The following is a 13,378-nucleotide window of genomic DNA, read 5'->3' as shown; positions in this document are numbered from 1 at the left end:
CGAGCTCGAGGAGCTGCTGGATGATCGTCTTCAGTACTTGCGCGCCCGACACGGCAAGACGAACGACAAGAAGGCGTCCGAGCACGCCGACCTCGTCGAGAGGCGTCGTCCCCCGGGGGCGGCGCCTCTCGTCGTCTCACGGGGCCGGCCGGCAGCGCGGGCACCAGTACGTCCGACCCGGATGCTCGCGGCCCTGCCGGGTGACGGTCCACGAGCCGTCGAGCCGCAGGTGGGTGTGCTGCGTCAGCCCGCTGGAGAAGCGCTGCAGCAGTCCCTGTCGCTCGGCCGTCACGCGGCCGGCGAGGTCGGCGGTCGCGTGCCGCGGGACCCGGAGGTCCGCGCTCGCGAGCACGGCGCCGTCCAGCGAGCGCCGCAGCCGGGCCGCGAGGCGGAAGACCGAGTCGCCCTCAGGCACGGCTCCAGCGGCGCCGCAGCGGACGGGCCAGCAGGCCGAGCAGCAGCGGCAGCACCGCCCCGAGCAGCGCGATCGTCGCGCCGAGCGGGATGCCGAAGGAGACGACCGGCGTGACGCCGCGCGCGAGGGGCACGTCCACGACCATCGTCTGCGCCGTGAACGGCTTCGTCGTCGCGAGCGTGCGGCCGTCGGGCCCGATCGCCGTCGTCGAGGCGACCGTCGAGTCGCTGACGAGCGACCGCCCGGTCGCGATCGCGTCGAGGCGCGCGATGGCGAGCTGCTGCTCGTTCTCGTCCGTGTGCCCGAAGTCCGCGTTGTTCGTCTGCGCCACGAGCACCTGCGCGCCGTCCTTCACCGAGCCGAGGATCAGGCCGTCGTCGACGATGTCGAAGCAGATGTTCACCCCGACCTTCACGCCGCCGACCGGCAGCACCGACGAGCGCGTGCCCGGCGTGTAGTCGCGACCGACCAGCTTGATCAAGTCCGGCGCGAACGGCGTCCAGAACGCGCGGTCCGGCACGTACTCGCCGAACGGCACGGGCCGCACCTTGTCGTAGCGCGCCGTGATGCCGGCGCCGGCCGTCCAGAGCAGCGACGAGTTGTAGGTGCGACCGCCCTGCTCGATGATCGCGCCGGTGAGCAGCGGGGCTCCGACCACCTCGGTGACGACGGCGAGCTGCTGCTGCACGCCGGGGTCGCGCGTCGGATCGAACATCGCTGCGCCCTCCGGCCAGACGACGAGGTCCGCGCCGCGGTCCACCGCGCCGGCGGTGCTCTCGACGACCTTGCGGAGGTTCGCCTGCGGGTCGAACTGCGGGTCGAAGTAGCCGGCGTGCGTGTTCGGCTGCACCGCAGCGACGCGCATCGCGCCCGAGACGGTGATCGGGAACGCCGGGATGGCAAGGACCGCCCCCGCCGCGATCGCCGCGACCAGGACGCGTGCCGGCACCGCCTCGCGGCGCCGCACCCCGAGACCGCGGGGCTCGGTGACGAGCGCGACGCCGAGCGCCGTCAGCCACACCAGCACGAAGGACAGCCCGGTGAGCCCGAACCAGGCGGACAGGTACGCGAACGGCGACGTCGACTGGCTGAGCGCCATGCGGCCCCACGCGAAGCCGCCGTACGGCCACGTGCCGGCGACGGTCTCCCGCGCCGTCCAGGCCGCGGCGACGACCAGCGGCGCCACGAGGAGGCGGCCGACGCGGTCGGCGCGCAGCAGCGCGATCGAGCGGTACGCGAGCGCGATCAGCCCGCCGCCCAGACCGACGAAGAGCGCCTCGAGGGTGCCGAGCGCGAGCAGCGGGACCGGGCCGAGGAACAGGGTCACCCAGTCGATCAGCGAGAACCAGAACACGACCCCGAACGCGAGGCCGACGAGCGCTCCCGACCAGAAGCCGCGACCGCGGAGCGCGACGAGGCCGCCTCCGACGCCGACGAACGCGAGCGCCCAGATGTTCGCGGAGGGGAACGAGAAGGAGTAGACGAGCGCGGAGGCGGCGGAGAGCACGAGCGCGACGGGGAGCGACGGCTCGAGGTGGCCGCGCAGCGCGACCGGGCGCCTGCGGGGTCCGGCCTTCGGCGGCCGGGTCAGCTGCGCGGTCATCCGCCCACGCTGCTGTAGGCGACGACGCCGCGCCGGATGGCCTCGATCGCCTGCTGCGCGGTCCTCGCGGTGCGTCCCTCGCCGACCTGGCTGATCTGGTCGAGCAGGTCGACGACCTGCTTGGTCCAGCGGACGAAGTCGCCCGCCTGCAGGTCCGCCTCCCGCAGCACGGCGTCGAGCGCGCCGCCCCGCGCCCACCGGTACATGGCGGTGCAGAGCCCCACCGAGGGCGGCGTCGATCCGGGCAGCCGGTTCGTGCGCTCCAGGTCGTCGAGGCGCTCCCACAGCCCCTCGAGCCGGGTCCACGCCTCGCGGAAGGGTCCCTTGGGCAGGAACCGCTCCGCGACGACGCCCTCCTCCCGCCGGGCCTCGAACACGAACACCGTCGCGAGGGCGGCGAAGGCCGGCACGTCGAGGCCGACCCACACCTGCTTGCGGAGGCTCTCCGCGAGCAGCAGGTCGCGGTCGCCGTAGATCCGCGCCAGCGAGCGGCCGTGCACGGTCAGCTCGACGTCGCCGTCGGCGCCCGCCCTGAGGTAGCCCTCGTGCAGCAGCACGTCCGTGACGTGGTCGAACACCCGGGCGACCGCGCCGGTGCGGGAGGCGATCTGCCCCTGCAGCTGCTCGGTCTGCCGCTTCAGGCGGTACCAGCGCTCGGCCCAGCGGGACAGCTCGTCCCGGCGCGGGGAGGTGTGCGCGGGATGCGCCTTCATCCGCCGCCGCAGCTCGGCCAGCTGCTGCTGCCGCCGCTCCCGCTGCCGCGCGGACTGGTCGCCCGGGCGGGAGCCCGACCGCTCCAGGTCGGTGATCTCGCGCCGGATCGCCGCGTACGCGACGACGTCGCCCGAGGCGCCGGTGTCGTCGTGCATCGCCTGCTCGTACCCCGCGAGCGACTCCTCCTGCTGCCGGACCTTGCGCGCCAGGTCGACGACCGCGCGGTCCGCCTGGAACTGGGCGAACGACGACTCGAGGATCGTGCGCGTGCGGTCGCGGCCGAAGCGGTCGATCAGGTTGACCGCCATGTTGTAGGTCGGCTTGAAGGACGAGTTCAGCGGGTACGAGCGCCGGGAGGCGAGCGAGGCGACCGCCTGCGGGTCGAGCCCCTCCTGCCAGCAGATGACGCTGTGGCCCTCGACGTCGATGCCGCGCCGCCCGGCCCTGCCGGTGAGCTGGGTGTACTCGCCCGGCGTGATCGGCACCCGCGCCTCGCCGTTGAACTTCTCCAACTTCTCCAGCACGACCGTGCGGGCGGGCATGTTGATGCCGAGCGCGAGGGTCTCGGTCGCGAAGACGACCTTCAGCAGCTTCCGCTGGAACAGCTCCTCCACGACCTCCTTGAAGGCGGGCAGCAGCCCCGCGTGGTGCGCGGCGACGCCCCGCTCCAGGCCTTCGAGCCACTCCCAGTAGCCGAGCACCGCGAGGTCCTCGTCGAGCAGCGTGCGGCACCGCTCGTCGACGATGGCCCGGATCTCCTGCCGCTCCCACCCCTCGGTGAGGCGCACGCCGTCCCGCATCGCCTGGCGCACGGCCGCGTCGCACCCGGCCCGGCTGAACACGAAGAAGATCGCGGGCAGCAGGTGCTGCTCCCCGAGCAGCTCGGTCAGCGTGCTGCGGGACATCGTGAACCCCCGAGGGTTCCCACCTTTGGAGTGGCGGCGCCCGACGTCCTGCATCTGGCGCGACGAGATCGTGCGGCCGCCGTACCGCGCCATCTGGATCAGCTCGGGGTTCACCCGGGACATGCCGCCGGAGGCGCCGCGCGTCGCGTCGAACAGGTCGACCAGCTTCGTGCGCATGAGCACGTGCTGCTCGAGCGGCACCGGGCGCTCCTCGGAGACGATCACCCGCGTGCTGCCGCGCACCGCCTGCAGCCAGTCGCCGAACTCCTCCGCGTTCGAGACGGTCGCGGACAGCGACACGAGTCGGACCGGCTGCGGGAGGTGGATGATCACCTCCTCCCACACCGCGCCGCGGAACCGGTCCGCGAGGTAGTGCACCTCGTCCATCACGACGAAGGACAGGTCGGTCAGCAGGTCGCTGCCGGCGTAGAGCATGTTGCGCAGCACCTCGGTCGTCATCACGACGATACGGGCGCGTGGGTTGACCGCGGTGTCGCCGGTCAGCAGGCCGACGTCGTCGGGGCCGTGGAGGGCGACGAACTCGTTGTACTTCTGGTTCGACAGCGCCTTCATCGGCGCCGTGTAGAAGACCTTGTCGCGCGGGCTCGACATCGCGAGGTGGACCGCGAACTCGGCGACGATCGTCTTGCCTGCCCCGGTCGGGGCGGCGACGAGGACGCCGTCGCCGTCCTCGAGCGCGACGCACCCGGCGATCTGGAACGGGTCGAGGTCGAAGGCGAGCCCGGCGCGGAACGCCTCGACGGCAGGGTGGTCCTGCCGCAGCCGCGAGGCGGCGTACCGCTCAGCGGGCGACAGGACCGCCGCTCCGGCGGAGAGCTCCACCGGATCCCGGGTCACGCCTACAGGATATCCGCGCCCTCGAGCACGGACGCGTCGCGCCGGGCCTTCCGCTTGTCGTGCACGAGCGCGATGGCGACCGCGACGAAGTACAGCGCGAGCATCGGTATCGCCAGCAGGATCATCGAGATGATGTCCGCGGACGGCGTCGCGACGGCGGTGAACAGCACGATCGCGAGGATCGCCCAGCGCCACGACTTGAGGATCGTCCTGCCCTGCAGCACGCCCACGAAGTTCAGCAGCACCAGGAAGACGGGCAGCACGAAGGCGATGCCGATCACGAGGATCAGGCGCAGCGCGAAGTCGAGGTAGCCCTTGCCGTCCAGCAGCGACGCGGTGTTCGTCGGCGCGAAGCCGACCATCAGGCCGACGATGTGCGGGATGACGAACGCGCCCGCGGCAGCGCCGCCGAGGAACAGCGGGACCGCGCTGAAGAAGAAGCCGAAGACGTACTTCTTCTCCTTGCGCGTGAACGCCGGAGTCAGGAACGCGAAGATCTGGTAGAGCCAGATCGGGCTCGTGATGACGATGCCGACGATGATCGCGATCTCGAACCGCACGTCGAACGCCCCGGTGACGCTCGGAAAGTTGATCTTCGCGAGCTCCTTCCCCTGGCTCTGCAGGGGGGCGGTCAGCAGCGTCAGCACCCAGTCGGAGATGAACCAGCCGGCGATGCCGCCGACCAGGATCGCGACCGCCGACACCATCAGCCGCTTCCGCAGCTCGAGCAGGTGCTCGATCAGCGGCATGCGCCGGTCGTCGGCAGCGCTCTTGCGAGCGCGGGGTGCGGAGGTGGAGGTCAGCGGTCCTCAGACGCGCGACGCGTCTGCGAGGTCGTGTCCGGCAGGGTGACGGTCTCCCGGTCCTGGTGGTCGGCGGAGCGCTTGTCGCGGTCCCCCTTGATGTCCTCCTGCACGTCGACCATCTCCTTGCGGAAGATCTTGATCGACTGGCCGAGGCCCTTCGCGAACACCGGCAGCTTGGTCGCGCCGAAGAGCACGAGCACGACCAGGACGATGACGAGCAGGTGCCAACCCGTGAAAGCGTTGCCGAAGATTCCCATGTGATCCGCTCCGATCGTGTGCGTTCTCCGCAGTGTAGACGCGCTGCGCGACATCGGTGCCCCGCGGCGTCGTGCGTCCTAGTGCGTGTCTGAGCGTTCGTAGCGGGCCAGCCCCGCGATTGCCCAATCGCGAACGACGGCGCGCGCGTCCTCGGGTTCGACGACGACGACGAGGCCGGCTCGGCCCGCGACGAGCCGCTTCAGCCCGTGCAGGTGCGCGATGCGCAGGCGGGTGCGCACCCAGCCCTTCCGGGCGGGCTCCGTCTGCGGCCGGTCGCCGAGGTAGTCGGCGAGCAGCGGCAGCGCCCCCTCCGCGATCTCGATCGTGACCGACCGGTCCTGCCTGGACGGCTGGAAGATGCGATCCGGCAGGTGGAGGTCGTCCGGCCGCCTCGGCACCTCCCCCGGCGCGGTGCGCACGTCGCGCATCCGGTCGAGGCGGAAGGTGCGCAGCGCGCCGCGGGACCGGTCCCACGCGCGCAGGTACCAGGACTCGTCGACAGACTCGACGCGGAGGGGTTCGACCGCGCGCTCCTCCCGCTCCTCCTTGCCGCTCAGGTAGTCGAAGACCAGCACCGTGCCGGCGGCGACCGCGTCGCGGACCAGGCCGAGCCGGGCGTCGGCGCCGCCCTCGACCGCGACCGCCGCAGGAGCGCCGTTCGCGGCGCGGGTCAGCTTCGCGGTCAGGGTCGCGACCGTCTCGCGGTCGGCGTTGGCCGGCAGCGCCGCGATGTACTGCAGACCCGCGATGAGGGCAGCGGCCTCGCGGGCGGAGAACCGGGGCGAGTCGTCGATCGCCACGCCGTGCGTGATCGCGATCTCGTCGCGCTCGTCGAGGCGGTCCCAGTCGATGTCGAACAGGTCGTTCGCCTGGTACGACTTCGTCTCCCCGGGCACCCCGGACACGGCGATCAGGCGCACGGCGTCCCGCATCCGCTCCGGGGGGACCCCGAAGTGCGCGGCGGCCTGCTCGACGGAGACGCCGTCGTTGTCGATCAGGTAGGGGACGAGCGCGAGGAGGAACGCGAGCCGGTCCTGCACCCGCATCGGCTGCGGTTCAGCCATCGACGCCCCCATGGGCCGCGGCGACCGCCGCGAGACGGGAGCGGACGGCGTCGACGAGCTGCGGCGGCTCGATCACGAGCGCCTCCGGCCCGAACGCGGCCACCTCGTCGGCGAACAGCGCGAGATCCGTGAAGTGCACCGCGACGCGGTGGTCGCCGACGGCCTCGCCGCGGGAGCCGAGCCGAGCGGCGGCGTCCGTGTCCGGCTCGAGCCGGAGCACGGCGCGGTTCGCGTCGAGGACGGCGAGGAGGCCCGCCCGCGCCTCCTCCGCCGGGGCGCCTTCTGGCTGCGCGAACTCCTCCTGGGTGTCCTCGACGGCGCCGGCGATGCGGCTGAGGAGGAACGTCCTGCGCGCCTTCGCGGTCAGGTCGACGCCGTGCACGTGCCAGCGGCCGCCGAACTGCACGAGGGCGAGCGGGGCGACGCGGCGCTGCCGGGTGCGGGTCTCGCCCGGCTTCAGGTACCCGAAGCGGACGACGTGCCGCCGCTCGATCGCGGCACGCAGCGGGTCGAACGCGGCGTCCCGGGCGCGGAGGCGGGGGGCGAAGCCGATCAGCGGCTCCTCCGACTCGATGCCCAGCGAGCGCAGCTTCAGCAGCGCGCGGCGGGACTCCCCCGACAGCGAGCCCTCCCGCCAGGCGAGGGCGGCGAGGTCGAGAAGCGCGATCTCCTGCGGGGTGAAGGTGACGTCCGCCGGGAGGTCGTAGTCGCCCTTCTTGATCCGGTAGCGCGTGTACTGGATCGCGCCCTGGTCGGCGGGCAGCTCGATCGACTCGAGCGGCACGCCCAGGTCGCGGATGTCCTCCTTGTCGCGCTCGAACTGCCGCTCGAGCGACGCGTTGCCGCCGTTCGCGCGGTACCGCTGCCGGTAGCCCTGCACGGACGACAGGATGTCCGCCTTCGTCAGCCCCGTCTCGGTGGCGAGCAGGGCGAGGACGAGGCTGAAGAGCCGCTCCTCGTTGGAGACCGCGTCGGCCACGGCGGGGTCAGACCCTGCCGAGGACGTCCACCACGAAGACGAGGGTCGCGTTCGCGGGGATGGTCGAGGTCGACTGGCTGCCGTAGGCCTGCTTCGCCGGGATCACGGCGATCACCTGCGAGCCGACCCGCTGCCCCGCCAGGGCGGTGACGAGGCCCGGGATGATCTGGCCCTTCTTCACCGGCAGGTCGACGGGGGCGCCGGTCGTCCAGCTGGAGTCGAAGACCTGCCCGTTCGCGGCGTCGCCCGGCTTCCAGACGACGCCCGTGTACTGCACGACCGCGGTCTGGCCGTCCCGGACGACGGCGCCGGAGCCCTTCTTGAGGTTCGCGACCTGCAGCGTCGTCGGCGGCGCGTCCTCCGGCAGCGTGATCCCGGGTCGGCCGTCGGGCCCCAGCACGACGGACGGGAGGCCGCCCGCCATCACCTGATCCGTGCCGTTCGCGCGGGCGAGGTACGCCTTCCGCACGTCCACGATCGCGACGACGGAGTCGGTGGCGGACAGCGAGGCCGGCCGGGAGGCGGCGGGGATGCCCTGCCCGGCGGGCATCACCACGGCGAGCCGCTCCCCCACCCGCGCGCAGACGAGCGCCTTGCGCAGCCCCGTCACCGCGACGGTCCCGACGACGAACCGGGCGGCCGCTGCCGCCGTGTAGTCGGTCTTCAGCACGACGTCGCCGGTGGTGGCGTCGAGGAAGGTGACGTCCGCCACGATCTCCTGCTTCGAGGTGATCGGTGCGCCGCTGCCGGCGATCAGCTGCGACGCCTCCACCGCGTTCACCTGGGCGGGCGTCCGGAACCCCACCGTCGGCTCCGTGCCGAACGCGCCCGTGGCCGTGACGCCCTCCGACGCGGCGCCCGGCGACGCCTTCGGCGTGCAGCCGCCGACCGATGCGGAGCCGCCGGCGCAGCCGGTCAGGGCGGCGACGACGAGGGCGGCGGCGGCGCTGCCGGCGAGGAGTCGGGCGGTCCGGTGCACGGTCAACGATCCTGCCAGATCACCGCGCCCCGGGATCGGCGTCGGCGGCCTCCGCGTGCCCCTGCTGGACCGCGCCGGCGATCTCGGCGGCCTGCCGCGCGGTCTTCCGCAGGCGCTTCGCGCTCTGCTCCCGCTCCCCCACCGCGCCGGGCGTCCAGACCTCGACGTCCTCGTCCGAGAACGTCTTCGGCGCGCGCCGCGAGGTCCGCGGCGCGACGGTCCCGTCGGCGAGGCGCCTGGCCGTCACCAGGAACCCGGTGTGCGCGACCATGCGGTGGTCCGGCCGGACGGCGAGCCCGTCGACGTGCCAGCCGCGGACCATGGTCTCGGTCGACAGCGGCTCGGTGAAGGCCCCGTCGTCGCGCAGCGCCTCCACGACGCGGGACAGCTGCGGCACCGTCGCGATGTAGGCGACGACGACGCCCCCGGGAGCGAGCGCGCGGGAGACGGCGGGGACCACCTCCCACGGCGCGAGCATGTCGAGCACCACGCGGTCGGCGGCGGCCGGCTCACCCGCGTCGAGGACGTCGGCGAGGTCGCCGATCGACAGCGACCAGGTGCCGGGCGCCTCGCCGCCGAAGAAGCCGGCGACGTTGTCGGCGGCGACCTCGGCGAACTCCGCGCGCCGCTCCACCGAGTGCACCGTGCCCGTCCCGCCGACCGCCCGCAGCAGCCAGAGGGTGAGCGCGCCGCTGCCCACGCCCGCCTCCACCACCCGCTGGCCCAGCGCGATGTCGCCGGCGGCGAGGATCTGCCCCGCGTCCTTCGGGTAGACGATCGCGGCGCCGCGCGGCATCGACATCACGTAGTCGGTGAGCAGCGGCTTCAGCGCGAGGTAGGGGGTGCCGTCGGAGCCGGTCACGACGCTGCCGTCCGGCTGCCCGATCAGCAGCTCGTGCGCGAGCGTGCCGCGGTGCGTGTGGAACACGCCGCCCTCGGCGAGGGTGATGGTGTTGCGGCGCCCCTTGTGCCCGGTCAGCTGCACGCGGTCGCCGGTGCGGAAGACGCCGGTCACGCGAGCCGCAACTCGGACGCGACGGCGGCGAGGTCCTGCGGACCGCGCCCGTCCAGGGTGGGCCAGAGCCGCCAGCGGCTCCCCTCCGGCAGCACGGCCTGGTGCGGCACGCCGATGGTCGCGGCCCCGGAGGCGACCGCGGCGGCGAGGCCGGGAGGAGAGTCCTCGATCGCGACGCAGTCGGCGGCGGCGACGCCGAGCAGGTCGGCGGCCAGCAGGTACGCCTCCGGATGCGGCTTCGGCTGCGCGACGTCGTCGCCGGCGACCACGACGTCGAACCCGCCGAACGGCAGCGCAGCGGCCACCGCCTCCGCCATCCGTCGCACCGACATCGTGACGAGGGCGGTCGGCACCCCTGCGTCGCGCAGCTCGGCGAGCAGCGCGAGGGCGCCCGGCCGCCACGGGAGTGGGGCGACGAGGCGCTCCGTGACGAAGTCCGTCTGCCACGCCACGATGTCGTCGACGAGCAGGTCGACGCCGTGCTGCTGCAGCACCCTCGCGCCGTCGCGGAGCCCGCTGCCGACCAGCGCGATCGCCTGCTCGTGGGTCCAGACGCCGCCGAACCGACCGACCAGCTCGGTCTCGGCGGCGAACCAGAACGGCTCGGTGTCGATCAGGGTCCCGTCCATGTCCCAGAGCACGGCGGCGGGCAGCGGAGGCACGGTCATGGCGACCCGAGGATAGCGACGCGGTGAGCGAACACCCGACCGGGCCCGGATGGGGCCGCCTAGGGTGGTCCGGATCGGCGAGCGCCGGAACGAACGGAAGCGGAGCGATTGGCCCAGACGAGACGGTTCCAGCGCGGACGCATCCTGGTGGTGGCGTTCGAGGGCTGGAACGACGCAGGCGAGGCGGCGACGAACGCGGTGCGGATGGTGCGCGACGCGCTGCCCCTGGCCACGCTGCTCGACGTCGATCCCGAGCTGTACATGGACTACCAGTTCAACCGCCCCACGATCGGCGCGGACGAGCACGGGGTGAAGCGGCTGACCTGGCCGGGCGCCACGATGTACGGGCCCGTGAAGAAGGGCCGCGCCCGCGGGATCGCGCCCGAGGTGTCGGAGCCCGATGAGCGCATCGACCGGGACAACCTGTACGTGCTGCTCGGCACGGAGCCGTCGCGCAGCTGGAAGTCCTTCGTCGCGGAGATCGTGGACGCCGCGCTCGTCGCCGACGTCGAGGGCATCGTGACCCTGGGCGCGATGCTCGCGGACGTGCCCCACACGCGGCCGATCTCGACCTTCGCCTCCAGCGAGGACGCGGAGATCCGCACCGACCTCGAGCTGGAGCGCAGCAGCTACGAGGGGCCGGTCGGCATCCTCTCGGTCATCCAGGACGCGGCGGCGCGGGTCGGCATCCCGAGCGTGTCGATCTGGGCGTCCGTGCCGCACTACGTGCACAACGCCCCCTCCCCGAAGGCGACGCTCGCCCTCGTCGAGCGGCTGGAGGCGGTGCTCGACATCGCGGTGCCGCGCGGCGACCTCGACGCGGAGGCGGAGGCGTGGGAGAGCGGCATCGACGCGCTCGCGGGCGAGGACGAGGACATGGCGGCCTACATCGAGCAGCTGGAGAAGGCGCGCGACACGGTCGACTCCCCCGAGGCGTCCGGCGAGGCGATCGCGCGGGAGTTCGAGCGCTACCTGCGCCGCGGCGAGGGCCCCGGCCGCGGAGAGCAGCCGCCCCCGTGGCGGCCCGGCGACTGACCCGCGCGGTGTGCAGGACCTGATCCCGCGTGCAGGACGAGGCGGCCGTTCCGGTCCTGCACACCGCCCGCTGACCTGCACATCGCACCGTGCCGTCGGCGCGCGGGCGGGGCGCCGGTCGGCGATCCCCTCCTCCACAGGGCGAACCGGTGCGCGGAGGTCGGGGATGGCCCAGGATGCGGCGCCATGCGAACGTTCTGGACCACCGCCGACCTCTCCCGGCTCGGCAGGAGCAGACGTCAGCTGAGCGCAGCGAGGTCGGGCGGCGCGCTGGTGCCGGTCCGCAAGGGGCACTTCGCGTCGCCGCGGGCCTCGACGGACGTCGTCCGATGCGCTCGGGTCGGCGGCGTGGCGACTGCGACGACGGCGGCGAGGGCTCTCGGGCTCTGGACGCCGCCGGACAGCGTGCCCGGCGCCGCGACGGCTCGAGACGCGTTCGGGCGGCTGGTGAAGCCGCCGCAGCGGCTGCAGGTCGCCGTCGCGGGGACCGCGGCTCGGTTGAGGAACCCGGACGACGCGTCGCTCCGCCTCGTCCCGAGTGCGGCCGTCGTCGTCCACTGGACGGACCCCGCCTCGCTCGTCGACGCGATGCCGTCCCGCATCGCCTCCCCCGTGCTGCTCGTGCAGCACGCGTTCCTCAGCCTCCCGCCCGAGCGGGCGCTGGCGATCCTCGATTCGGCGCTGCACCAGCGGTTCCTGCGGGTCGCGGATCTGCACGTGATCGCAGCGGGCCTCCCGGCACACCTGCGGCCGGTGGTGTTCGCGGCGGACGCGAGGGCGGAGTCCGGTATCGAGACGATCGTCCGCTACCTGCTGCGGCTGCTCGGGCTGCGTGTCGAGCCGCAGGTCGGGATCGCCGGGCTCGGCTCGGTCGACCTGCTCGTCGAGGGCCGGCTGATCATCGAGTGCGACGGGCGCGAATGGCACGACGACGAGCGCGCGTTCGAGGAGGACCGTCGCCGCGACATGGTGGGGGCGACCCGCCGGTACCGGACGCTGCGCTTCAGCTGGTACCAGGTGCTGTTCCGGTGGGACGAGGTGGGGGCCGCGGTCCTGAACGCCCTCGCGGCCGCATGACCGCAGCCTCACGCGGGCGATGTGCAGGACGACGTCCCTCGTGCAGGATCGCGCACGCGATGCGGACCTGCGCGAGGACCCCGGTCCTGCAGACGGTCCGTAGTACGGCGGGCTACGGCTGGACGAGGCCCGTCAGCAGGAGGCCGATCACGAAGAGGCCGAGCAGGATGCGGTAGGCGACGAACGGCAGGAACGAGCCGCGGTTCAGGTAGCGGAGGAAGAAGGCGATCACCACGATGCCGACGCCGAACGAGACGACGGTCGCGGCGAGGGTCTCGATGCCGCTGAAGAGCTCCGGCGTGCAGGTGCCGGCCCTGGCGAGCGCCGTCGTGCAGGGGTCCTTCACCGTCTTGTAGACCTGGTAGAGCCCTGAGCCGAACACGGCGGGCAGCGCGAGCAGGAACGAGTAGCGGGCCGCGGCCGCGCGGGTGTACCCCATCGCGAGCCCGGCGCCGATCGTGCCGCCGGAGCGGGAGACGCCCGGCACCAGCGCCAGCGCCTGCGCGAAGCCGAAGATGACGCCGTCCCGCGTGCTCAGCTGCTCGATCGTCTTCCGCTTCCGGCCGACCCGGTCGAGCACGCCGAGGATCACGCCGAACACGATCAGGTCGATCGCGACGATCCACAGCGACCGGAACGTCGTCTCGATCATGTCCTGGAAGGCCAGCCCGAGGATCACGATCGGCAGGGAGCCGATGATGATCAGCCAGCCCATCCGGTAGTCGTGGTCGGTCCTCGGCACCCGGACCGCACCGTCCGCGCCCTTGGCCTTGAACAGGCCGAGGACGAATGCGCGCACGATGCGCACGATGTCCTTCCAGAAGTAGACGAGCACCGCGGTCTCGGTGCCCAGCTGGATGATCGCGGTGAACGCGGCGCCCGGGTCCTCGCCGCCGAAGAAGATGCCGGCGATGCGGATGTGCGCGCTCGAGCTGATCGGCAGGAACTCCGTCAGCCCCTGGATGAGGCCCAGCACGAGCGCTTCGATCACGGGCGACCACC

The 13,378-nt window shown here is 73.0% G+C and carries 13 protein-coding genes; 2 read left to right on the top strand and 11 right to left on the bottom strand.

The features are described 5' to 3' along the window. Window positions 1–136: 136 nt before the first annotated feature. The 10 genes from ACFE60_RS12755 to ACFE60_RS12710 form a co-directional block, all read right to left on the bottom strand. The gene (locus ACFE60_RS12755; protein ID WP_375389237.1) at window positions 137–415 is read right to left on the bottom strand and encodes a hypothetical protein; all 279 of its coding nucleotides are present in this window, start codon (window positions 413–415) and stop codon (window positions 137–139) included. After that, the gene (gene lnt / locus ACFE60_RS12750; protein WP_375389236.1) at window positions 408–2,018 is read right to left on the bottom strand and encodes an apolipoprotein N-acyltransferase; all 1,611 of its coding nucleotides are present in this window, start codon (window positions 2,016–2,018) and stop codon (window positions 408–410) included. Before lnt ends, ACFE60_RS12755 begins: the two co-directional genes overlap by 8 nt. After that, on the bottom strand, window positions 2,015–4,495 hold the full coding sequence (locus ACFE60_RS12745; protein ID WP_375389235.1) for a DEAD/DEAH box helicase: 2,481 nt from the start codon (window positions 4,493–4,495) through the stop codon (window positions 2,015–2,017). Before ACFE60_RS12745 ends, lnt begins: the two co-directional genes overlap by 4 nt. Window positions 4,496–4,497: 2 nt before the next feature. Then, window positions 4,498–5,244, bottom strand: a complete 747-nt coding sequence (gene tatC / locus ACFE60_RS12740) for a twin-arginine translocase subunit TatC (protein WP_375389234.1) — start codon at window positions 5,242–5,244, stop codon at window positions 4,498–4,500. Window positions 5,245–5,294: 50 nt separating this feature from the next. Beyond that, a complete protein-coding gene (tatA, locus tag ACFE60_RS12735; protein ID WP_375389233.1) occupies window positions 5,295–5,558 on the bottom strand; it encodes a twin-arginine translocase TatA/TatE family subunit in 264 nt (87 codons plus the stop codon). Between the two features lie 78 nt (window positions 5,559–5,636). After that, window positions 5,637–6,623: a helix-turn-helix transcriptional regulator gene (locus tag ACFE60_RS12730; RefSeq protein ID WP_375389232.1), complete on the bottom strand. Its 987-nt coding sequence runs from the start codon at window positions 6,621–6,623 to the stop codon at window positions 5,637–5,639. Continuing rightward, complete coding sequence (locus ACFE60_RS12725) at window positions 6,616–7,602, bottom strand: helix-turn-helix transcriptional regulator (RefSeq protein WP_375389231.1); 987 nt, start codon at window positions 7,600–7,602, stop codon at window positions 6,616–6,618. The genes ACFE60_RS12730 and ACFE60_RS12725 overlap by 8 nt, the downstream gene beginning before the upstream one ends. A gap of 7 nt (window positions 7,603–7,609) precedes the next feature. Further along, window positions 7,610–8,581, bottom strand: coding sequence for an FKBP-type peptidyl-prolyl cis-trans isomerase (locus tag ACFE60_RS12720; protein WP_375389230.1), 972 nt, complete (start codon window positions 8,579–8,581; stop codon window positions 7,610–7,612). A 19-nt stretch (window positions 8,582–8,600) separates the two neighbouring features. Continuing rightward, a complete protein-coding gene (locus ACFE60_RS12715) occupies window positions 8,601–9,596 on the bottom strand; it encodes a tRNA (adenine-N1)-methyltransferase (protein WP_375389229.1) in 996 nt (331 codons plus the stop codon). Continuing rightward, on the bottom strand, window positions 9,593–10,264 hold the full coding sequence (locus ACFE60_RS12710; protein WP_375389228.1) for an HAD family hydrolase: 672 nt from the start codon (window positions 10,262–10,264) through the stop codon (window positions 9,593–9,595). Before ACFE60_RS12710 ends, ACFE60_RS12715 begins: the two co-directional genes overlap by 4 nt. 108 nt (window positions 10,265–10,372) lie before the next feature. Between ACFE60_RS12710 and ACFE60_RS12705 the strand changes: the two genes are divergently transcribed. Continuing rightward, window positions 10,373–11,299: a PAC2 family protein gene (locus ACFE60_RS12705; RefSeq protein ID WP_375389227.1), complete on the top strand. Its 927-nt coding sequence runs from the start codon at window positions 10,373–10,375 to the stop codon at window positions 11,297–11,299. A 186-nt stretch (window positions 11,300–11,485) separates the two neighbouring features. Beyond that, complete coding sequence (locus ACFE60_RS12700; protein WP_375389226.1) at window positions 11,486–12,376, top strand: endonuclease domain-containing protein; 891 nt, start codon at window positions 11,486–11,488, stop codon at window positions 12,374–12,376. A 112-nt stretch (window positions 12,377–12,488) separates the two neighbouring features. Here ACFE60_RS12700 and ACFE60_RS12695 read toward each other — a convergent pair whose 3' ends face one another. Next, the gene (locus tag ACFE60_RS12695) at window positions 12,489–13,367 is read right to left on the bottom strand and encodes an undecaprenyl-diphosphate phosphatase (RefSeq protein WP_375389238.1); all 879 of its coding nucleotides are present in this window, start codon (window positions 13,365–13,367) and stop codon (window positions 12,489–12,491) included. Window positions 13,368–13,378 lie beyond the last annotated feature (11 nt).

The sequence above is a fragment of the uncultured Amnibacterium sp. genome, from assembly GCF_964245895.1.
In the GTDB taxonomy this organism is placed as follows: Bacteria; Actinomycetota; Actinomycetes; order Actinomycetales; family Microbacteriaceae; genus Amnibacterium.
The sequence above is the reverse complement of the archived record's forward strand: the minus strand, read 5'-3'. Positions and strand labels throughout refer to the sequence as shown.